The sequence below is a fragment of the Acinetobacter sp. 1542444 genome, from assembly GCF_000581835.1.
GTDB lineage: Bacteria > Pseudomonadota > Gammaproteobacteria > Pseudomonadales > Moraxellaceae > Acinetobacter > Acinetobacter pittii.
In genome coordinates this window covers 47,716-67,235 of record NZ_JEYA01000005.1, presented here as the reverse complement: position 1 = coordinate 67,235, position 19,520 = coordinate 47,716, and the positions used below count along the sequence as shown (strand labels likewise).

Genomic DNA, 19,520 nt, shown 5'->3' with positions numbered 1-19,520 from the left:
CAATGCAGTTAACTCATTTGCTTGAACGCTGGTTTCCACATCCATTTGTTTCGGTTCTCATCGTTTTATTTTGGTTGATGCTGGCGCATAGTCTTGATGCGAGTGATCTTTTGACTGCGATGCTTTTGGGCTTAATCATCCCTCGTTTAGTCAAACCGTTTATTACCCGCACACCGCATATTCATTGGAAACCTGCGGTTAAGCTATGTTTTGTAGTTCTTTGGGATATTATTATTTCTAACTTTAAGGTCGCAAAACTTGTTTTGGGACCTACTAAAAAATTACATCCTAAATGGTATCGCGTACCTTTAGAGACAGAACATGAGCAGGTCAACACCTTACTTGCAATGATCATTACCACAACACCAGGTACGGTTTCTGCGGGTATCGATCAGGAACGCGGGGATATTCTGGTTCATGCTTTGAGCACAGATAATACCGAATCTGATATTCAAGACATCAAAGAACGTTATGAAATTCCTCTTATGGAAATTTTTGATGTGAAAAGTAAAACGGAGGCAAGTGCATGACAATCCTACCCTATGCTCTAGGTATTAGCTTGATTGCCGTTACAATCTCGATGCTACTTTGCCTTTTTAGATTGGTTATGGGCCCATCAATTGTAGACCGCCTTTTAGCGCTCGATACACTTTTCCTCAATGCAACTTGCCTCATTGTTGTGTTAGGCATTTATTGGATGACGACTTCTCTATTTGAAGGAGCACTATTGGTTGCGATGTTAGGTTTCGTATCTACAGCCGCCTTAGCACGCTACTTCACAACCGGTCATGTTATCGATTAAGGAGAGGTCAAAATGCAATTTACAATGGAAATTATTGTTTCGGTCTTTCTGGTTTTTGGCGCCTTCTTCATGTTAGTTGGCTCAATCGGTATGGTCCGTTTACCCGACTTATTCATGCGCTTACATGCGCCAACTAAGTCGAGTACGCTCGGCTTAGGAAGCTTTCTGATCGCTTCCATGATCTTTTTTGCTTTCCAAGGTCGCTTTGGTTTTGCTGAGCTACTCATTACCCTTTTAGCTTTCATTACCGCACCAGTTTCGGCTAATTTGATTGCTCAAGCTGCGCTACATTTACGTTTACGCTCATTGAGTGGTGAAGTACCTGAAGCCATTGAACGCCCTCTACCTTGGGACCGTTACAAAATTGGTCAACGCTTTTCACAAAACAAACCGCCAATGGAACCTCCTAAAGAATAAAAAATTAAATCAATAAAAAAGCCACCCGAAGGTGGCTTTTTTATTTTGAGTTTTAATTACTCTTGGTCATCTGACTTACGTTCTGGTAAATCTTGTACCGCTTTTTCGATTAGACCAAACATATAGTTACCATATGCATTCGTCTTATCGTAATGGAAACGTAAGCGAGGCGTAATACGAGTCTTAATGCGACGGCTCAATTCATGACGCAAGAAACCGGAAGCTTTATTTAATACATCTAAAGTTTCTTTATTTGCTGCTTCACTTTGCTCATCGCCGAGTTCACGTCCCATAACGGTGACATAGACTTCAGCATAACCCATATCCGCACTGACTTTCACCGCAGAGATGGTCACTAGACCACCTAAGCGAGGATCTTTAAGCTCTTGACGGATCAGCTCAGACAACTCACGTTGTACTGAATCCGCCATGCGCTTTAAGCGTTGGCTACCCGCCATTAAAGACTCCGTTTAATCAATTGAACATCATACACTTCGATCTTATCTTGTGGTTTGATGTCTTTATAACCTTTCACCGCAAGGCCACATTCCATACCAGCACGAACTTCATCAACAACGTCTTTATAACGACGAAGAGATTCAAGCTCACCTTGGAAAATTACAACATCATCACGTAATACGCGAATCGGTTTATTACGATGTAATGTGCCTTCAAGTACCATACAGCCTGCTGCTGCACCAAACTTACTTGAGTGGAATACTTCACGTACTTCCGCAACACCCAAGATTGTTTCACGATGTTCAGGAGCAAGTTTACCGCTCATGGCATCTTTCACATCATCAATTAATTCATAGATGATGCTGTAGTAACGAATATCAATACCGTCTTGGTCACTTCGTTGACGAGCAGTCGTATCGGCACGGACGTTAAAGCCTAATAATACAGCTTCTGAAGATTCAGCAAGAATTACATCAGACTCAGTAATCGCACCAACACCTGAGCTAATTACACGAACTTTTACTTCGTCAGTAGATAATTCATGTAGAGCAGCATTCAATGCTTCTAAAGTACCACGTACGTCTGTTTTCAAAACAACGTTCACTGTAGGAACATCTTTTTTGCCCATTGACGACATGATATTTTCAAGGCGCATAGCACTTTGACGATCAATACGTTTTTGACGCTCACGGTCAGCACGAGCATCGGCAACTTCACGCGCTTTCTTCTCGTCATTTACAACAAGAACTTCATCCCCCGCCATTGGAGCATCTGGAAGACCCAGAATTTCTACTGGAATAGAAGGTCCTGCTGATTTAATCGGCTTACCGTTTTCATCAGACATTGCACGGACACGACCATAAGATGAACCGGCAAGAACAAGGTCACCAATGTTTAATGTACCGTTTTGAACAAGAATCGAAGTTACTGCACCACGGCCTTTATCTACACGTGCTTCAATAACAACACCTTGCGCAGCACCTTCAGCAGATGCTTTTAATTCCATCAATTCTGATTGAATAAGAATTAAATCAAGGAGTTCATCAATACCTTGTCCGCTGTGTGCAGAAACTTTAGCAATCGGAACATCACCACCCCATTCTTCTGGAACGATTTGTTTCGTTGTTAATTCATTTAACACACGGTCTGGATCAGCAGATTCTTTATCCATTTTGTTGATTGCAACAATAATTGGAGTACCTGCTGCACGAGCATGGTCAATTGCTTCTGCAGTTTGTGGCATTACACCATCATCTGCAGCAACAACTAATACAACGATATCTGTTGCTTTAGCACCACGTGCACGCATTGAAGTAAATGCCGCATGTCCTGGTGTATCAAGGAATGTAATAATTCCTTTGTCTGTTTCAACGTGGTATGCACCAATATGCTGGGTAATACCCCCTGCTTCTCCAGCCGCTACTTTCGAACGACGGATACGGTCAAGCAATGATGTTTTACCATGGTCAACGTGACCCATAATGGTAACAACTGGCGGACGAGTTGTTTGCTCACCACGAGCTTCTTCAGCTGCTTCAAGCAAGTTATCTTCCGCTTGTGTATCAGAAACTAAAACAGGGTTGTGGCCCATTTCTTCTACAACAAGTGCCGCTGTGTCTTGATCAATAGCTTGATCTTGATTAACCAATTCACCCATTTTCATAAGTGTTTTGATAACTTCACGTACTTTAATCGCCATTTTTTGAGCAAGATCGGCAACAACAATGCTTGAGCCGATTTCTACATCATAAACTTGCTTTTTAACTGGCTTTTCAAATCCATGCTTATTCGCTTGGCTTGATTTTAAACCACGTTTGTTATGGTTAACAAAGCTTTGCTCTTCTTGACCACGACGACCACCTTTCTTCCCAGCACGTGGGTTAGTGGTTGCGCCACCGCGTTTAATTTCACGGTCTTCTTGCTTAAATGAATCTTCATAAGCTTGGCCAACTAGACCTGAAGCAAGTGGAGAATCATCAATAACACGAATTGTCGTAGTAGCATCGTCATTTGAATACTTAGACGCCATTTTGCGCATTTGTTCAAGTGTACGTTGCTGAGCTTCTTCAGCTGCTTTACGACGGGCAGCTTCTTCAGTTGCTTTTAACTGAGCTGACTGCTCTTCACGAGCTCTTTTCTGTTCTGGAGTTTCAGCTGGTTTTGGTGCAGGTTTAACTGTACCACCACCACGCTTTTTCACTACAACAGCAGCTTTTGGAGCTGTCTGTGCAGCACTATCTTGTTGATGAGCAGCACGCATCGCATCTAAAGTTGCTTTAGCTTTTTGCTCTGTTTGAAGACGCGCTTTTTGCTCGGCAGTTTCACGCGTTTGCTGTTCTACACGTGCTTTAGCTTCAGCTTCTGCACGTGCTTTAGCTTCAGCTGCAATTTGTTCAGGGTTTGGTTTAGCAAAAACCTGTTTTTTACGTACTTCTACGTTAATCGTTTTTGCTTTACCTGAAGTACTTGCAACTTTAGCGGTACTGGTTGTTTTACGTTTCAACGCAATTTTTCCTGTGTTACCACTTTCCTGACCATGAACTTTTTTCAAATGATTGACCAAAGTATCCTGTTGTTCAGTGGTAATAATGTCGTCTGCTGTACGTTGAGGCAAACCTGCTTCACGAGCCTGTTCTAGGAGCTTCTCAACAGGACGTCCTACACTGAGAGCTAACTCTTTAATCGACTTGTCCGTCATATTTCATCTCCTAGTTAAACCATGATTCGCGAGCTTTCATGATCAATTGACCTGCTTTTTCATGACCAAGTCCTTCAATATCAGAGATATCGTCAGTAGCCTGATCTGCCAAATCGTCGACAGTAATAATACCGCGAGCGGCAAGCGAGTAAGCGATCTCAGAAGTCATGCCTTCCATAGTGAGAAGGTCTGCGCTCGGTTCTTGAATATTTTCTTGCTGTTTCAAAGCATCAGTAAGGGCTGCTTCTTTTGCACGACTTTGCAATAACTCAACCAATTCAGCATCAAGCTCAATTTCGTCAAAAGTCTCAGCAGGAACATAAGCAATCTCTTCTAAAGAAGTGAAGCCCATTTCCACCAATGCCATTGCTAAATCTTCTTCAATATCGAGACGTGATACAAACATATCAAGATATTGCTGAGCTTCATTTTGCTGACGAGCACGATACTCTTCTTCAAGCATCATGTCGAGTTTGTAGCCAGTTAAATCAGAAGCTAAACGAACGTTTTGACCTTGAGAGCCAATCGCACGAGCTAATTGATCGCTGGTTGCAAAAATAATGTCGGCACTTCTTGCATCTTCATCAAGCACGATGCCTGAAACATCAGCTGGTTCTAATGCACTAGCAATGTATTGAGCCGGATCATCAGACCAGACCACTACATCAATACGTTCACCATTTAACTCTTGTTGTACAGCTTGAATACGCGTACCACGCATACCAATACATGCACCTACAGGGTCAATACGGTGATCATTTGTTTTCACTGCAATTTTAGCACGAACGCCCGGTTGACGTGCCGCTGCTTTAATTTCAATAATTTCTTCAGAAATTTCAGGAATTTCTTTTTTCATTAAAGCAATTAACATTTCAGGCTTAGCGCGTGATAACAACAACTGAGCGCCACGACCTTCACGGTTAACATTATATAAAATAGCGTTTACACGTTGTTTTGGACGAAGAATTTCTTTTGGAATCATCTCTTCGCGTGCAAGATAAGCTTCTGCGTTGTCGCCTAAGTCGATAATGAAGCCATCTTTGGTTTGTTTTTTCACTTCACCGTAAATTAACTCACCAACTTTAGACTCGTATGCATCAGCAACTAAAGCACGCTCAGCTTCACGAATTTTTTGTACAATAACTTGTTTTGCAATTTGTGCAGCAATACGACCAAACTCAATAGATTCTACTTCGAGTTCACGCACGTCACCAATTGACCATTTAGCCGGATCAACGTCAGAAATTGCATCTTGGCAAGCCGGCATTTCATGATCTTCATCTGCCACAACAGTCCATTGACGGAACGTACGGTAATCACCAGTTTTACGATCAATTTCTACACGAAGCTGAGCTTCTTCAGCATGCGTACCTTCGTAAAATCTTTTCTTCGTTGCAGCAACTAGAGCTTGTTCCAAAGCTTCGAAGATCGCTTCACGACTAACACCTTTTTCATTACTAACCGTTTCAACAACGGTAAGAATTTCGCGGCCCATAAGTCACCTACCGATTTCTTATAAAATTTAAATAAATTTAATCTTGATAGATCAAGTTTGCTTTATCGATATTGTTGCTGTCGATCACAAGCACATGCTTCCCATCAACTTCAACCTGAATTTCTTCATTTTCAAGGTCTACTGCGATAAGTTTTGCTTGAAATTTACGACGGTTTTCTACTGCTGCAATTAAACGCAAAGCAATTTGTTGTCCGATGTAGCCTTGTAACTGTTCTAGTTGAAAAAATGGACGGTCCCAACCTGGTGAAGAAACTTCTAATGAATACTCACCTGAGATTGGATCATGAACATCCAACATTGCGCCAACTTGTTGTGTTACACGCACACAATCTTGTACACCAATACCACGGCCTAGTTCTACTTCACCATCTTCATTAATTACAGGCTCAGCATCTTCACTTACCGCTTTATCGATATAAATACGCAATAATGAACGTTTACCTTGTGGGAGAAACTCGATCCCCCAAAGGTCGACACCACATGCTTCCACTGCAGGAACAATTAAGTCATGCAATGCTTGGGATTTATTTGATAATTTCATTTACTCTCGTCATTCTCGTGCGATTCAATCGGTTGTTTTAACCGACACAGACCTACTATAGTGAAGCATGACTATTTGACCAATTGATGTCGACACTACACGATAGCGATACGATAACCAATAAAAAAGGGCGTTAATCGCCCCTATTTAGCACAGAAAACAATAGTCCACTGTGCAAAAAGGCCCACCTGTCTGTGAGCCTCTTTTAAGAAACTTGGTAGCGGGAGCTGGATTTGAACCAACGACCTTCGGGTTATGAGCCCGACGAGCTACCAGACTGCTCCATCCCGCATCAACGTGCAAAAATTATATACAAATATCGAAAAAAGTCAATGTAAACTTATCTAATATTCGCTTGATTAAGTTGCACCTTAATCAAATTGGTAGCGGGAGCTGGATTTGAACCAACGACCTTCGGGTTATGAGCCCGACGAGCTACCAGACTGCTCCATCCCGCATCAACGTGCAAAAATTATATACAAATATCGAAAAAAGTCAATGTAAACTTATCTAATATTCGCTTGATTAAGTTGCACCTTAATCAAATTGGTAGCGGGAGCTGGATTTGAACCAACGACCTTCGGGTTATGAGCCCGACGAGCTACCAGACTGCTCCATCCCGCATCAAAAAACTGCTTGCACTCAACTTTCTGGTTCAAAGTTGGTGCGGAAGGGGGGACTTGAACCCCCACGCCCGAAGGCACTACCACCTCAAGGTAGCGTGTCTACCAATTCCACCACCACCGCAGCTTGTGGGACGCATTCTAGTCCTTCCCACTGCAAAAGGAAAGCCCTATTTCGAATTATTGACTCGATTTTGGTGCATTTGGTGAAGTTTCAGGCGATGTCGTTTGAACTGGCGCTGTAGTTTGTACAGTTTTCAAACTATATGCATCAGTAGTCTGTTTTTTCGCAAAAACAGCGAGAGTTAAACTCGTCACAAAAAACAACGCTGTTAAGATAGCAGTAAGTCGAGTAAGGAAGTTACCTGAACCTGATGCACCGAATACAGTTGCTGCTCCGCCACCGCCGAAAGAAGCACCGGCATCAGCACCTTTACCGTGTTGCACTAGAATTAAGGCAATCATCAGTACCGCTAAAATAATATGTACGATCAGTACAAAAGAGTGCATACCCTATCCTCGTTATTTACTTTGTGCAAAGGCTTGTACGATTTGATAAAAAGATGCTGCATTTAATGAAGCACCGCCTACCAACGCACCATTAATATCTGGACATGCCGCCAATTCAACTGCATTTTCAGCTTTTACACTACCGCCATATAAAATCGCAATGTCTGAACCCGCTGAGGTAATCTGACTTAAACCTTCACGAATCTTAGCATGCATTGCCTGTGCATCTTGTGGAGAAGCAGTTTTACCTGTCCCAATTGCCCAGATTGGCTCATAGGCAATTACAATTTGCTTTTGCCACTGCTCAACAGTTACTACAGGAGCAATATCACAAATTTGTTGCAATACAACTTGCTCTGCCAAACCTTGTTCACGTTGTTCGAGGCTTTCACCAACACAATAAATGACAGTCAAGCCCGCATTTAATGCATTTTGGAGTTTAGCTTTCAAAATTTCAACGTTGTCGCCAAAAATATCACGGCGCTCAGAATGCCCAACCAGTACAAAATTAATTTGGCTATCTTTTAATAGTTCTGCGCTGACTTCGCCAGTATAAGCACCAGTACCCGCTACACGTGATACATCTTGTGCAACTGTATATACTGTTCTTGCAGCATCTTGCAATTGTGTTTGTACCATTGCAAGCGCAATAGAAACTGGAGCAACCCCTACATGACAGCTTTCATCTGCAATTTGGTTTTGTTGCAATAGTTGTTTAAATTCTTCTATAAGTTGTTTGGCATTGGCACGCATTGGGTTCATTTTCCAGTTGCCAACTACCCAAGGCGTAATCGTCGAACCCGACATACGGCTCACCTTTCATCAAAAATGCAGCACATTCTACACGCATTTATACAAATTTCAGATACTTTTCTTTAACGGCGTTACTCATATCTTTTCTACTAATTGAAAACAGTTATAAAACTTTATTGAGTCTAAAGAATCGTCTTTTAAAAATTAATGAATAAAAACTTCGACTAGTTCAAGCTTTAGCGAGTGGATCAAGACCAGAGCATCATTTTCTCAGGTAGTAATTTTAGATAACAAAAGTATAATTTTTTATATACCAATTATAAACATATGAGCACAGGTAGGCAGATGTCAGTCATACATACATCTCCAAAATTTTCGGGGTTTTTTCGACGATTAGTCGAAGAAAAACATGTGTCGGCAGCGACCATGCAAACAGCATTAGATGCAGCAAAAAGAGCTAAACGGGATACGGTTGCGTACCTTATTGAAGAGGTTCATATCTCCCCTTCTTTATTAGCTGAAACTATTTCTATTGAATTTGCTGAACCATATTTTGATCTGGATGTTTACGATACCAACCAAATTCCTAAAGATTTGGTCGATCAGAAACTGATTTTAAAACATCGGATCTTACCTCTTATACAAAGAGGGCAGATTTTATATGTCGCGACCAGCAATCCAAGTAATATTGAAGCGATCGATGCGATTCGCTTTAATAGCAAGCTCATGGTTGAACCAGTTATTGTCGAGCACCATAAGCTTGAGAAAATTCTGACGCAGCAATTTACCGAAGAAAGCAGTTTCGAGTTTAATGATGAAGAGTTTGATCTTGATGTAGACCTTGAAGCTCCACCCTCACAAGAGGATGAGGAAGAAACGCCTCAAGGCGATGAAGCACCTATTGTTAAATATATTAATAAATTACTCATCGATGCAATTCGTATGGGGGCTTCAGACTTACATTTTGAACCCTATGAGAAATCATATCGGGTTCGTTATCGAGTCGACGGCGTGTTGCGTCAGATTGCAAATCCACCTTTGCAATTGGCTAACCGTTTGGCTTCACGTTTAAAAGTCATGTCTCAAATGGATATTTCCGAAAAACGAGTACCTCAAGATGGTCGTATCAAGCTTAAGTTATCAAAGACTAAAGCAATCGATTTTCGTGTGAACTCACTTCCAACTTTGTTTGGTGAAAAACTGGTTCTGCGTATTCTCGATCCTTCTAGCGCAATGCTCGGAATTGATGCTTTAGGATATGAAGAAGATCAGAAAGCTCTTTTTTTAGAAGCACTCGATAAACCACAAGGTATGCTTTTAATTACAGGTCCTACCGGTTCTGGTAAAACGGTATCTTTATATACTGGCTTAAATATTTTAAATACTGAAAGCTCTAATATTTCCACTGCCGAAGATCCAGTCGAAATCAACCTTGAAGGCATTAATCAGGTTAACGTTAACCCAAAAGTAGGTCTTACTTTTTCGGCCGCACTGAAATCATTTTTACGTCAAGACCCTGACATTATTATGGTCGGTGAGATTCGTGACTTAGAAACGGCTGAAATTGCGATTAAAGCTGCACAAACCGGTCACATGGTAATGTCAACACTACATACCAATAGTGCTCCAGAGACACTTACTCGCCTACGTAATATGGGTGTTCCATCCTTTAATATCGCAACGTCTGTCAATTTGGTGATTGCTCAACGTTTGGCGCGTCGGTTATGCCCACAGTGTAAAATACCTGCCGACATTCCTAAACAAAGCCTATTAGAAATGGGCTTTACCGAACAAGATTTAACCCATCCCGATTTTCAAGTTTTTCAACCTGTGGGTTGTACTGAATGTCGTGAAGGCTACAAAGGCCGTGTCGGTATTTATGAGGTAATGAAAGTTACACCTGAAATTTCCAAGATTATTATGGAAGATGGCAATGCTTTAGAAATCGCTGCTGCTTCTGAAAAACTGGGGTTTAATAATCTGCGTCGTTCAGGGTTAAAGAAAGTCATGCAAGGTGTAACTTCTTTACAAGAAGTTAACCGTGTGACCAGTGAATAAAAGACAATTTAAAATAAGGATAATTCATGACTGTCAAAAAGGCACAAATGATGCCGACTTTTGCTTATGAAGGGGTTGACCGTAAGGGCGTAAAAATTAAGGGCGAACTTCCAGCTAAGAATATGGCCTTAGCTAAAGTCACCCTACGCAAACAAGGTGTAACTGTCCGTAATATTCGGGAAAAGCGTAAAAATATTCTTGAAGGTTTGTTCAAGAAGAAAGTATCAACGCTCGATATCACGATTTTCACGCGACAACTTGCAACCATGATGAAAGCTGGTGTCCCACTGGTACAAGGCTTTGAAATTGTAGCGGAGGGTCTAGAAAATCCAGCCATGCGCGAGGTGGTACTCGGGATTAAAGGTGAAGTTGAAGGCGGTAGTACCTTTGCTTCAGCTTTAAGGAAGTATCCTCAACACTTCGATAACTTGTTTTGTTCTCTTGTAGAGTCTGGCGAACAATCTGGTGCGCTTGAAACCATGTTGGACCGTGTGGCAATTTACAAAGAAAAAAGTGAATTACTTAAGCAGAAAATTAAGAAGGCTATGAAATATCCAGCAACGGTTATTGTAGTTGCTGTGGTTGTTACCATTATTTTGATGGTTAAAGTAGTTCCTGTTTTCCAAGACCTGTTTTCTTCTTTTGGTGCAGATTTACCTGCATTCACCCAAATGGTCGTGAATATGTCGAAATGGATGCAGGAATACTGGTTCATTATGATTATTGCGATTGGGGCAATTATTGCCGCATTTCTGGAAGCCAAGAAGCGTAGTAAGAAATTTCGTGATGGTTTAGACAAACTCACCCTGAAACTACCTATTTTTGGTGATCTGGTTTATAAGGCGATTATTGCCCGTTATAGCCGTACTTTAGCCACTACGTTTGCCGCAGGTGTTCCGCTCATTGATGCGCTTGAGTCAACGGCTGGTGCAACCAACAATGTCATTTATGAAGAAGCCGTCATGAAAATTCGTGAAGATGTTGCTACAGGCCAACAACTCCAATTTGCAATGCGTGTTTCAAATCGTTTTCCATCTATGGCTATACAAATGGTCGCAATTGGTGAAGAATCTGGTGCACTAGACAGCATGCTCGATAAAGTTGCCACTTATTATGAAAATGAAGTTGATAATGCCGTTGATGGATTAACTTCAATGATGGAACCTTTAATCATGGCAATTTTAGGGGTGCTCGTAGGTGGTCTAGTGATTGCTATGTATCTTCCAATTTTCCAAATGGGCTCAGTCATATAATGCAAGAAATTATTGCTTATTTTATTCAAAACTTAACTGCACTTTATATTGCAGTCGCACTATTGAGCCTATGTATTGGTAGCTTTTTGAATGTGGTAATTTATCGCACCCCCAAAATGATGGAACAAGATTGGCAACAGGAATGTCAAATGTTGCTTAATCCCGAACTACCCATCATTGAGTATGAAAAGCTGACATTAAGTAAACCTGCTTCATCATGTCCTGCATGTCAGCAACCGATCCGTTGGTATCAAAATATTCCAGTTATAAGCTGGTTAATGTTAAGAGGAAAATGTGGCCATTGCCAACATCCTATTAGCATTCGTTATCCAGCGATTGAATTACTCACGATGCTATGTTCATTAGTAGTCGTCATGGTTTTTGGTCCAACCCTACAAATGCTTTGGGGGCTAGTGCTCACTTGGATTTTGATTGCTTTAACATTTATAGACTTTGATACTCAGCTACTACCTGACCGTTTCACCCTACCTTTGGCTGCGCTCGGCTTAGGTATTAATACCTTTAATATTTACACCTCGCCTAACTCAGCCATTTGGGGATATTTAATCGGCTTTTTATGTCTTTGGATTGTGTATTACTTATTTAAAGTGATTACAGGCAAAGAAGGTATGGGTTACGGCGACTTTAAATTGCTTGCCGCATTAGGCGCGTGGATGGGGCCATTGATGCTGCCCTTAATTGTGCTATTGTCATCTTTACTAGGTGCAATTATTGGCATCATTTTACTAAAATTACGTAATGATAATCAGCCCTTTGCGTTTGGGCCATATATTGCCATTGCGGGTTGGGTTGCCTTTTTATGGGGTGACCAAATTATGAAAATTTATTTGGGAGGTTAAGATGGCTTTTATTCTGGGAGTCACAGGTGGTATTGGCAGTGGGAAATCTGCTGCAACACAATGGTTTGAATCCCAAGGAATCCAAGTCGTCGATGCCGATATTGTTGCTCGCGAAGTGGTTGAAAAAGGCCAACCTGCCCTCCAAAAAATCCAACAAACTTTTGGAGATTGGGTACTTCAACCCGATGGCAATCTAGACCGCCGTGCACTACGTGAATATATTTTTCAAAACCCTGAAGCAAGACAAACACTTGAGAAAATCACGCATCCAGCCATTCGCCAATCTATTATTCAACAGCTACAAAACCCAAAAAGTCCTTATGTGATTTTAGTTTCACCCCTACTTTTTGAAACCAACCAGCATGAATTGGTTAATCACACTTTATTAGTTGATGCGAGTGAACAAACTCAAATTCAGCGTGCAAGCCAACGTGATGGGCAAAATCAAGAACAAATCCAGAAAATTATTGCTGCACAAATGCCACGCGAGCGTAAACGTGAACTTGCCAATGACATTGTGTTTAATGACGGATTACTCGAACATTTATATCAGCAATTAGAACCTTTACATCAAAGCTATTTGAAGCGCGCCAACTAGTCTTGCTTATTTTGCTGCTGAATCTTTTGTGCCAAGCTATCTTGTCGAAACCAGCGCCAAGGTTGTAAGGCACCGATTCCCATTCCAACCAAGCCCACAACAATCGATGGACTTAATGACTCATCAAGTAAAGGTACAGCCAAAATGGCAGCAATAAACGGTGCCAAAGTAACAATACTTCCCGTTTTAAAAGCACCAAGTCGCTGAATCGCTGCTACATAAGTCAAAGTTGCGATAATAACAACAAACACACCGTGGAAAATGCCCTGTATCGCTAGATGAACAGGACTGACTTCCATGAAATGTTTAGGCAAAAATAAAGCATAGATGGGTAAGTAAATAATTGCAGACCAAATCGCAACACTCGCCATAGAGTGCCATGCGGAAAGTTTCCACTGTTTAAGTAATACAGTGAAAATGCCCCACCAAATCGCACTAATAAAAAGAAGTAAATCCCCCATGCCAAAAGCAGAAGCATTACCTTGCAACATCAACACACTCATGAGAGCCAAGGCAGTGATCATAATTGCAAGACTCACCCATGTATGCTTATCAAATGGTTGTCTAAATAAAATGTATGCTGCAATTGCAGTACAGATAGGAATACAACCATTTAAAAAAATGGCAGCATGTGCAGCGGGAGCATAGAGAAACGCGGTATAGACGGTAAGACAATAAATAACTCCGCCAATGAGCGCCAAAATAACAGCGTGCTTACTCCATAAAAAAGCGAGATCTTTCTTATAGATCAAAATCGGCATCAAAATCAGGAAGGCGATAGCAAAGCGCAGTGCAGCAATGTCCCAAGCACTGATGTGCCACTGTGCATTTAAACGGGCAAAAAGTGTAAACCCGCCCCAAATGCACATGGTCACCAATACAAAAAAATAACCTTGCTTACGGGGAGACATATCAAGACTGCTTACAAACTAGAAAGGCAGCTAGATTATACCTCAGAACGCTGACGGCAAGCCTCATAAAGTGCCATACCCGTTGCCACGCTCACATTTAGACTCTGTAAATTTCCAGACATCGGAATATAAACTTTATGATCACACTGTGCCTGTGTAATTGGGCGTAAACCTGTATCTTCGGCTCCCATCACGATCACGACTGGACCCGCGAAATCACATTTTTGAATTGGCATTGCACTTTCATCAAGCATAGTGCCAATCACACGTGTATGAGTCGTCTCTTTGAGATGGGCTAATGTACGAGCCAAGTTTGTGACTTGAATAAATTTAACTTTTTCAGCTCCACCCGCTGCAACTTTACGAGCTGTTGGGGTTAAACTTGCTGAACGATCACGAGGTACAATCACTGCTTGCACGCCCATTGCAGCAGCGGTACGGATGCAAGCCCCTAAGTTATGCGGATCTGTCACCTGATCTAATGCCAGCAATAAAGCATCTGGGGTTTCAGCTAAGATCTGATCTAGATCTTTTTCATTTAAAGTCGGATGCGGACGTACTGCTGCAACCACACCTTGATGAAACGGTAGACCTGCAAGCTTTTCGAGACTATCACGGCTTGCTTTTTGTACACTAATTCCAAAAGGCTCTGCCAATTGCAAAATCTTTTGCAAACGCTGGTCATCCCGTCCTTTTAAAGTAAACAGGGTTAGCACACGTTCCGGTTCAAGTTCTAACAATGACTCCACTGAATGAACGCCATAATAATATTCCGGTTTTGCCATGCATGACCTCTAACAACGTTTGAGCAAAAAAATAAAAATCCTGCAAAGCCAACTTCACAGGATTTCTTTGGGCATAGTGTACCCGATTTGAATAGGAATTTCTTAGCCTTCTAAATGGCACACATAATCGAGTACTTCATCAGTTTCGATTTTAAAAAGACTATTACCAGGCACATAAAATGATTGGCCTGCACGGAACAACTCACTTTCATTACTGTCCGCGATTGTTACGCGGCATTCACCTGAAATAATTTCCATACGCTCAGGAACATGGGTTTCAAAAGTTAAAGCTTGCTCAGTCGGCAAAATAACACCTAGTGTTTTTTTTGTTCCATCTTCAAATTGCACGGTATGGCTGATACATGCTCCACCAAAATAAACGTTTGATTTTTTGATGACCGTTACATGATCAAATTGGGTTGAACTCATGCACACTCTCCAGATAATGCCGTATTTATATAAATTATGATGAATGTAGTTTAATTGTGCCTAAATAACTAATCAATCAGTTTTCATACGGATAGACTTGTAATTTCCACTGCTGTGCCTGAATTTTTTTGGCAAAAGCATAAGGTAAGTTAATCTCAATATTTCGACTATTCGACACAATTGCATCGTATCTGCAAACTTCGACCTGATTTTCATCTAGAAGTACCCAACACACTCTCTGTGCAGTTGGATGGGCAACTGCTGTAGCAACTACCGGTGAACCGTCATTCATTCCTACATGAAAATTTTCGCTGTCGTTTTGCATTAACGCCAGATCATAAGCTGGAAAATCGATAGCATCTGAATCGAATTGCTGGCTATCGTGTATAAGCACACTTTGTTTTAAAGTCGGCCAAATACAGTAACGCAAATAATGCTGATCCATCACCCGATTATCCAGATAACGTCCGGTGGCAACATAATCCCTGATATGTGCTTCAATATTATGAAAAATCCCCGTACATCCACCCCACATTCCCGCCAAAATTAACTCGGTATGAGAATAATTATCTCGCATTAAGTGAAACCATTTATCACTCTTGAGCCAAGCATCTACAGCTGCTTTTTCGCGGTGCGAGACAATGGAGTCGGCATCACGTATCAGAAAACGCTTAATTGTCGGATCATCCATCACCAAAAAGCGCCAAAACAAACCAGATAGCTGTTTTTGAGAATCTGTAACCTGAATAACTTGCGCGCCCTTCTCTTTTAAACGCTGTTGCACCAGTACTGGCACAGTATCATCGACATAAAAGCGACACGTCCATTCAGGATAAATTTGTTTGGCTAACTGAATATTTAAAATAGAGGTTTCACAATAGCGAGGATTTCCCCCAAACAAAGAAAAAGCAATAATATTTTCTTGAGGGTTTGCACTAAAGGTTAGTGGTGCATGATTGGGAATTGCCAAAACAGGTTCGCTCTTCGCTAGTTCTTTTTTAGTTGCAATTGCCAAGCGTCCAAATTTGATTGTTTCTTCTTTTTTCTTTAAATGATGACAAACTTCTGTGAGTCCATCATATAAGTTTGTATTTACATTAGCTCCACTTGCTTGAATCGCTTGTAAATAATGTTGATAGGCATCGTTATAACGGCCTAAGCGTAATTCGGTATAAGCTAAATCTGATAAGGCACCAGCATGCTTGGGAACCAAATTAACAGCTTGTTTAACATGTTGATAAGCTTTGGCATAATCCCCTTGTGCTGCTGCCTGTTTAAATGCATTAAAATGCTGATTTAGAATTTTATTCATTTCCGCAGGATTGTTTTTTTTATGGCGGTTGATCATCCCTATTGGTGGTTTCGGTAAGCTTAATGTTTTTTTCATTGTAAATATCCGCAATCTTGCTGTTCTATAATTTCAGTTAGAATAATAGATCACTTGTAGCAAATTCAAAACTTCTCTATCTTTAACCCATAATTTGGCGCGTTGGATGCGTTTATGCTCACACATTTAACTTTAATTAATTTTGCATTAGCTGATCATTTGGCTATTGATATAGAACAAGGATTTAATGTTCTAACAGGCGAAACAGGTGCCGGAAAATCATTATTACTGGATGCACTCTCTGCCTGCCTAGGGGAACGTACAGATACAAATTATGTCCGTTATGGTTCGGACAAAGCGGATATTACCGCTGTTTTTACCTATCAAAATAATAGTCCTGAAGCAAAATGGCTCCAAGACCACGAGCTAGATGATGATTCTGGGGAAATTCATTTACGTCGTGTTATTTTTGCAACTGGCCGTAGTAAAGCATGGGTCAATGGACGCCCAAGTAGTCTATCTGAACTCAAAGAATTAGGCCGTTTGCTCGTTCAGCTCTATAGTCAGCACAGCCAGCAGCAGCTGCTTGAACCACCTTATCCAAAGCATTGGCTAGATCGTTATAACAATTTTTATGCTGAAGCAAATGATGTACGTGAAGCCTATAGCACATGGCAACGTACCATTCGTTTGCATCAAGCAGCCTTAGATGCACAAGCAACCCGCCTACAACGTATTGGTACTTTAGAGCATCAAATTGAAGAGCTCGAAGAGGTCATTCAAACTGACTATAAAGAAATTGAGCAAGAGTTCGATCGCCTCAGTCATCATGAACATATCATGCAAGATTGTAGCTATAGCCTAAATGTGCTTGATGAAGCTGAGCAAAACATTACTCAAGAAATGTCTTCGATTATTCGCCGTCTAGAGTCTCACGCGGGGCGTAGCGAACAACTTTCTGAGATCTATAATTCTTTACTGAATGCTCAAAGTGAAATAGATGATGCAACAGCAAACTTGCGTCAATTTATTGATCGTCAAAGTTTTGATCCAGAGCGAATGGAAGAACTAAATTCCAAGTTGGAAGTTTTCCACCGTCTGGCACGTAAATACCGCACTCAACCAGAAACACTTAAAGAAGAATATGAAGCTTGGCAAAGTGAGCTTGAGCAATTACATCAACTTGAAGACCCAGAAACATTGGCAGAACAAGTTGAAAAGTCGCATGAGGAGTTCTTAGAAAAAGCTCAGCATTTAGACCATATTCGTCGTGAAGCTGCCGCTCCTCTTGCGAAGCAATTAACTGAACAAGTGAAGCCTTTAGCGTTACCAGAGGCACACTTTGAGTTTAAGTTTGAACCATTAGAGCAACCTACCGCTGAAGGTTTGAGTTTTATTCAACTATTATTTACTGCCAATAAGGGTATTCCTCCTCAACCATTAGCACGAGTAGCCTCAGGTGGTGAACTTTCACGTATTGCGTTAGTTATGCAAGTCATGAACGCTGAAAAAACCGAAGCAGAAGTGTTAGTGTTTGATGAAATTGATGTCGGGATTAGTGGTGGAACCGCAGAAGTTGTGGGACGTTTACTTGCCGACTTAGCCCAACATGTTCAACTTTTATGTATTACCCATCAGGCACAAGTTGCTGCACAATCAGATCAGCATTTATTAGTTAAAAAGCAACAAACTGATCCGGCAAGCAGTACAATTGTGGAACTAGACGAAAATCAAATCATTTTTGAGTTAGCTCGCATGTCAGGCGGTGTTGAAATTAATGAAACAACCTTGCAACACGCAAAACAATTACGTCAACTTAAATTTCAGGCTTCTTCAAATTAATAAAAAATGAGAGAAAAAGATTGGCGAAATCCGATTAACTCTTGTATGTTGATAAAAAGAACCTATATAGATAAAAGGGTCGAGAGACCCTCTAGTGACATTTTTTGAGGGAGAACCGCTTAGGTGACCAAACAATATCTGACTCACCGTTGTCTGATTGCCCCGCCAGAAATGGCAGATGACTTTTTCGCAAACACTGTAATTTATCTTGCCCGTCATGATGAAGAAGGTGCTCAAGGCATTATTATTAACCGCCCTTCCGGCATTCAAATTAAAGAATTACTCAATGATCTCGACATTGAAGCAGACAATGTAAATCCACATGTGGTTTTACAAGGTGGGCCATTACGTCCCGAGGCTGGATTCGTTCTTCATACTGGACAACCGACATGGCATTCATCTATTGCTGTAGGTGAAAATGTTTGTATTACTACCAGTAAAGATATTCTTGATGCGATTGCCCACAATGAAGGTGTCGGCCGATATCAAATTGCTTTAGGTTATGCGAGCTGGGGTAAAAACCAGTTAGAAGATGAAATTACGCGCGGTGACTGGCTCATTTGTGATGCCGATATGGACCTAATTTTTAACCTGCCTTATGACGATCGTTGGGATGCAGCTTATAAAAAGATCGGTGTAGATCGTGCATGGTTAGCATCTGAAATCGGACATGCTTAATGACCGAAACACAATCAAAATCGATTATGGCTTTTGACTTTGGTACTCAAAAAATGGGAATGGCAATTGGCCAGTCCTCAATTGAAAGTGCCAATCCCCTCCCTCTATTTGTGATGAAAGATGGTATTCCAAACTGGGATCAGCTCTTAAAAATCGTGAAAGAATGGCAACCTGATCTATTTTTGGTTGGTTTGCCTTTGAATATGGATGATAGCGAGTCAGAACTTTCTACACGTGCCCGCAAATTTGCGAGACGTTTACGCCATCAAACCAATATTGAAACATTAATGGTAGATGAGCGTTTAACTACACGTGAAGCACGAGAAGAACTCGGTTTCTACCAAGAGCAAGGTCGAGCAAAAAAGCTTTCGGCAGATAGTTTTGCAGCCGCCTTACTCATTCAGAGTTGGTATCGAAATCCAGTCGGTTTAACACCGTAAGAACTAAAAAAGGAAGGCTA

At 41.2% G+C, this 19,520-nt stretch carries 20 protein-coding genes and 4 tRNA genes; 10 read left to right on the top strand and 14 right to left on the bottom strand.

The window, feature by feature from the left end:
• The first annotated feature begins 2 nt into the window (after positions 1 to 2).
• Genes J580_RS17665 through J580_RS17660 form a run of 3 tightly spaced genes read left to right on the top strand, consistent with a single transcriptional unit; the run spans position 3 to position 1,219 of the window.
• On the top strand, positions 3 to 530 hold the full coding sequence (locus J580_RS17665) for a Na+/H+ antiporter subunit E (protein WP_005079335.1): 528 nt from the start codon (positions 3 to 5) through the stop codon (positions 528 to 530).
• Entirely contained in the window at positions 527 to 802 is a 276-nt protein-coding gene (locus J580_RS0104405) for a monovalent cation/H+ antiporter subunit F (RefSeq protein WP_005065886.1), read from the top strand. Before J580_RS17665 ends, J580_RS0104405 begins: the two co-directional genes overlap by 4 nt.
• A 12-nt stretch (positions 803 to 814) precedes the next feature.
• On the top strand, positions 815 to 1,219 hold the full coding sequence (locus tag J580_RS17660) for a Na+/H+ antiporter subunit G (RefSeq protein ID WP_005065884.1): 405 nt from the start codon (positions 815 to 817) through the stop codon (positions 1,217 to 1,219).
• Positions 1,220 to 1,275: 56 nt separating this feature from the next.
• Here the strand turns inward: J580_RS17660 and J580_RS17655 are convergent, their stop codons facing one another.
• From J580_RS17655 to tpiA, 10 genes are all read right to left on the bottom strand, one after another.
• Positions 1,276 to 1,677 (bottom strand): ribosome-binding factor A, encoded by a 402-nt coding sequence (locus J580_RS17655; RefSeq protein ID WP_002114836.1) that lies wholly within the window; start codon positions 1,675 to 1,677, stop codon positions 1,276 to 1,278.
• A complete protein-coding gene (infB, locus tag J580_RS17650) occupies positions 1,677 to 4,376 on the bottom strand; it encodes a translation initiation factor IF-2 (protein ID WP_002114697.1) in 2,700 nt (899 codons plus the stop codon). Before infB ends, J580_RS17655 begins: the two co-directional genes overlap by 1 nt.
• A gap of 10 nt (positions 4,377 to 4,386) precedes the next feature.
• The gene (gene nusA / locus J580_RS17645) at positions 4,387 to 5,871 is read right to left on the bottom strand and encodes a transcription termination factor NusA (RefSeq protein WP_002115134.1); all 1,485 of its coding nucleotides are present in this window, start codon (positions 5,869 to 5,871) and stop codon (positions 4,387 to 4,389) included.
• A 37-nt stretch (positions 5,872 to 5,908) separates the two neighbouring features.
• Complete coding sequence (gene rimP, locus J580_RS17640) at positions 5,909 to 6,433, bottom strand: ribosome maturation factor RimP (RefSeq protein WP_002114922.1); 525 nt, start codon at positions 6,431 to 6,433, stop codon at positions 5,909 to 5,911.
• 215 nt (positions 6,434 to 6,648) lie between these two features.
• Positions 6,649 to 6,725: transfer RNA gene (locus tag J580_RS17635), tRNA-Met, on the bottom strand.
• A gap of 89 nt (positions 6,726 to 6,814) precedes the next feature.
• Positions 6,815 to 6,891: transfer RNA gene (locus tag J580_RS17630), tRNA-Met, on the bottom strand.
• An 89-nt stretch (positions 6,892 to 6,980) separates the two neighbouring features.
• Positions 6,981 to 7,057, bottom strand: a tRNA-Met gene (locus tag J580_RS17625).
• A gap of 38 nt (positions 7,058 to 7,095) precedes the next feature.
• Positions 7,096 to 7,180, bottom strand: a tRNA-Leu gene (locus tag J580_RS17620).
• A 56-nt stretch (positions 7,181 to 7,236) separates the two neighbouring features.
• On the bottom strand, positions 7,237 to 7,566 hold the full coding sequence (gene secG, locus J580_RS17615) for a preprotein translocase subunit SecG (protein WP_002115012.1): 330 nt from the start codon (positions 7,564 to 7,566) through the stop codon (positions 7,237 to 7,239).
• Between the two features lie 12 nt (positions 7,567 to 7,578).
• On the bottom strand, positions 7,579 to 8,373 hold the full coding sequence (gene tpiA / locus J580_RS17610; RefSeq protein WP_017481951.1) for a triose-phosphate isomerase: 795 nt from the start codon (positions 8,371 to 8,373) through the stop codon (positions 7,579 to 7,581).
• Between the two features lie 291 nt (positions 8,374 to 8,664).
• On the opposite strand from tpiA, the gene pilB reads away from it, so the two are divergent.
• The 4 genes from pilB to coaE are packed head-to-tail and all read left to right on the top strand — an operon-like array spanning position 8,665 to position 13,088.
• The gene (gene pilB / locus J580_RS17605) at positions 8,665 to 10,377 is read left to right on the top strand and encodes a type IV-A pilus assembly ATPase PilB (RefSeq protein ID WP_032005096.1); all 1,713 of its coding nucleotides are present in this window, start codon (positions 8,665 to 8,667) and stop codon (positions 10,375 to 10,377) included.
• 26 nt (positions 10,378 to 10,403) lie between these two features.
• Positions 10,404 to 11,630, top strand: a complete 1,227-nt coding sequence (locus J580_RS17600) for a type II secretion system F family protein (protein ID WP_032005095.1) — start codon at positions 10,404 to 10,406, stop codon at positions 11,628 to 11,630.
• The gene (locus J580_RS17595) at positions 11,630 to 12,490 is read left to right on the top strand and encodes a prepilin peptidase (protein ID WP_032005094.1); all 861 of its coding nucleotides are present in this window, start codon (positions 11,630 to 11,632) and stop codon (positions 12,488 to 12,490) included. Before J580_RS17600 ends, J580_RS17595 begins: the two co-directional genes overlap by 1 nt.
• A 1-nt stretch (position 12,491) precedes the next feature.
• Complete coding sequence (gene coaE, locus J580_RS17590; RefSeq protein ID WP_005065869.1) at positions 12,492 to 13,088, top strand: dephospho-CoA kinase; 597 nt, start codon at positions 12,492 to 12,494, stop codon at positions 13,086 to 13,088.
• Here the strand turns inward: coaE and J580_RS17585 are convergent.
• The 4 genes from J580_RS17585 to J580_RS17570 all read right to left on the bottom strand — a co-directional run bounded on the left by J580_RS17585 (position 13,085) and on the right by J580_RS17570 (position 16,600).
• The gene (locus J580_RS17585; RefSeq protein WP_005079347.1) at positions 13,085 to 13,999 is read right to left on the bottom strand and encodes a DMT family transporter; all 915 of its coding nucleotides are present in this window, start codon (positions 13,997 to 13,999) and stop codon (positions 13,085 to 13,087) included. The genes coaE and J580_RS17585 overlap by 4 nt on opposite strands.
• Positions 14,000 to 14,034: 35 nt before the next feature.
• Entirely contained in the window at positions 14,035 to 14,784 is a 750-nt protein-coding gene (gene rlmB, locus J580_RS17580) for a 23S rRNA (guanosine(2251)-2'-O)-methyltransferase RlmB (RefSeq protein ID WP_016142380.1), read from the bottom strand.
• Positions 14,785 to 14,886: 102 nt separating this feature from the next.
• A complete protein-coding gene (locus J580_RS17575; RefSeq protein WP_002115102.1) occupies positions 14,887 to 15,213 on the bottom strand; it encodes a pyrimidine/purine nucleoside phosphorylase in 327 nt (108 codons plus the stop codon).
• A 76-nt stretch (positions 15,214 to 15,289) separates the two neighbouring features.
• Complete coding sequence (locus tag J580_RS17570) at positions 15,290 to 16,600, bottom strand: tetratricopeptide repeat protein (protein ID WP_032005093.1); 1,311 nt, start codon at positions 16,598 to 16,600, stop codon at positions 15,290 to 15,292.
• A 114-nt stretch (positions 16,601 to 16,714) separates the two neighbouring features.
• On the opposite strand from J580_RS17570, the gene recN reads away from it, so the two are divergent.
• From recN to ruvX, 3 genes are all read left to right on the top strand, one after another.
• Positions 16,715 to 18,382, top strand: a complete 1,668-nt coding sequence (gene recN / locus J580_RS17565; protein WP_016142382.1) for a DNA repair protein RecN — start codon at positions 16,715 to 16,717, stop codon at positions 18,380 to 18,382.
• A 123-nt stretch (positions 18,383 to 18,505) separates the two neighbouring features.
• Complete coding sequence (locus tag J580_RS17560) at positions 18,506 to 19,060, top strand: YqgE/AlgH family protein (RefSeq protein WP_002114753.1); 555 nt, start codon at positions 18,506 to 18,508, stop codon at positions 19,058 to 19,060.
• On the top strand, positions 19,060 to 19,500 hold the full coding sequence (ruvX, locus tag J580_RS17555) for a Holliday junction resolvase RuvX (protein ID WP_002115066.1): 441 nt from the start codon (positions 19,060 to 19,062) through the stop codon (positions 19,498 to 19,500). The genes J580_RS17560 and ruvX overlap by 1 nt, the downstream gene beginning before the upstream one ends.
• Positions 19,501 to 19,520: the final 20 nt, after the last annotated feature.

Excerpts from the sequence above, each read along its gene's own strand:
- nusA (WP_002115134.1), bottom strand. The coding sequence starts at position 5,871 with ATGGGCCGCGAAATTCTTACCGTTGTTGAAACGGTTAGTAATGAAAAA.
- rlmB (WP_016142380.1), bottom strand. The coding sequence starts at position 14,784 with ATGGCAAAACCGGAATATTATTATGGCGTTCATTCAGTGGAGTCATTG.
- J580_RS17660 (WP_005065884.1), top strand. The coding sequence starts at position 815 with ATGCAATTTACAATGGAAATTATTGTTTCGGTCTTTCTGGTTTTTGGC.
- coaE (WP_005065869.1), top strand. The coding sequence starts at position 12,492 with ATGGCTTTTATTCTGGGAGTCACAGGTGGTATTGGCAGTGGGAAATCT.
- tpiA (WP_017481951.1), bottom strand. The coding sequence starts at position 8,373 with ATGTCGGGTTCGACGATTACGCCTTGGGTAGTTGGCAACTGGAAAATG.
- J580_RS17595 (WP_032005094.1), top strand. The coding sequence starts at position 11,630 with ATGCAAGAAATTATTGCTTATTTTATTCAAAACTTAACTGCACTTTAT.
- secG (WP_002115012.1), bottom strand. The coding sequence starts at position 7,566 with ATGCACTCTTTTGTACTGATCGTACATATTATTTTAGCGGTACTGATG.
- J580_RS17570 (WP_032005093.1), bottom strand. The coding sequence starts at position 16,600 with ATGAAAAAAACATTAAGCTTACCGAAACCACCAATAGGGATGATCAAC.
- J580_RS17665 (WP_005079335.1), top strand. The coding sequence starts at position 3 with ATGCAGTTAACTCATTTGCTTGAACGCTGGTTTCCACATCCATTTGTT.
- rimP (WP_002114922.1), bottom strand. The coding sequence starts at position 6,433 with ATGAAATTATCAAATAAATCCCAAGCATTGCATGACTTAATTGTTCCT.
- infB (WP_002114697.1), bottom strand. The coding sequence starts at position 4,376 with ATGACGGACAAGTCGATTAAAGAGTTAGCTCTCAGTGTAGGACGTCCT.
- J580_RS17655 (WP_002114836.1), bottom strand. The coding sequence starts at position 1,677 with ATGGCGGGTAGCCAACGCTTAAAGCGCATGGCGGATTCAGTACAACGT.
- J580_RS0104405 (WP_005065886.1), top strand. The coding sequence starts at position 527 with ATGACAATCCTACCCTATGCTCTAGGTATTAGCTTGATTGCCGTTACA.
- pilB (WP_032005096.1), top strand. The coding sequence starts at position 8,665 with ATGTCAGTCATACATACATCTCCAAAATTTTCGGGGTTTTTTCGACGA.
- recN (WP_016142382.1), top strand. The coding sequence starts at position 16,715 with ATGCTCACACATTTAACTTTAATTAATTTTGCATTAGCTGATCATTTG.
- ruvX (WP_002115066.1), top strand. The coding sequence starts at position 19,060 with ATGACCGAAACACAATCAAAATCGATTATGGCTTTTGACTTTGGTACT.
- J580_RS17600 (WP_032005095.1), top strand. The coding sequence starts at position 10,404 with ATGACTGTCAAAAAGGCACAAATGATGCCGACTTTTGCTTATGAAGGG.
- J580_RS17585 (WP_005079347.1), bottom strand. The coding sequence starts at position 13,999 with ATGTCTCCCCGTAAGCAAGGTTATTTTTTTGTATTGGTGACCATGTGC.
- J580_RS17575 (WP_002115102.1), bottom strand. The coding sequence starts at position 15,213 with ATGAGTTCAACCCAATTTGATCATGTAACGGTCATCAAAAAATCAAAC.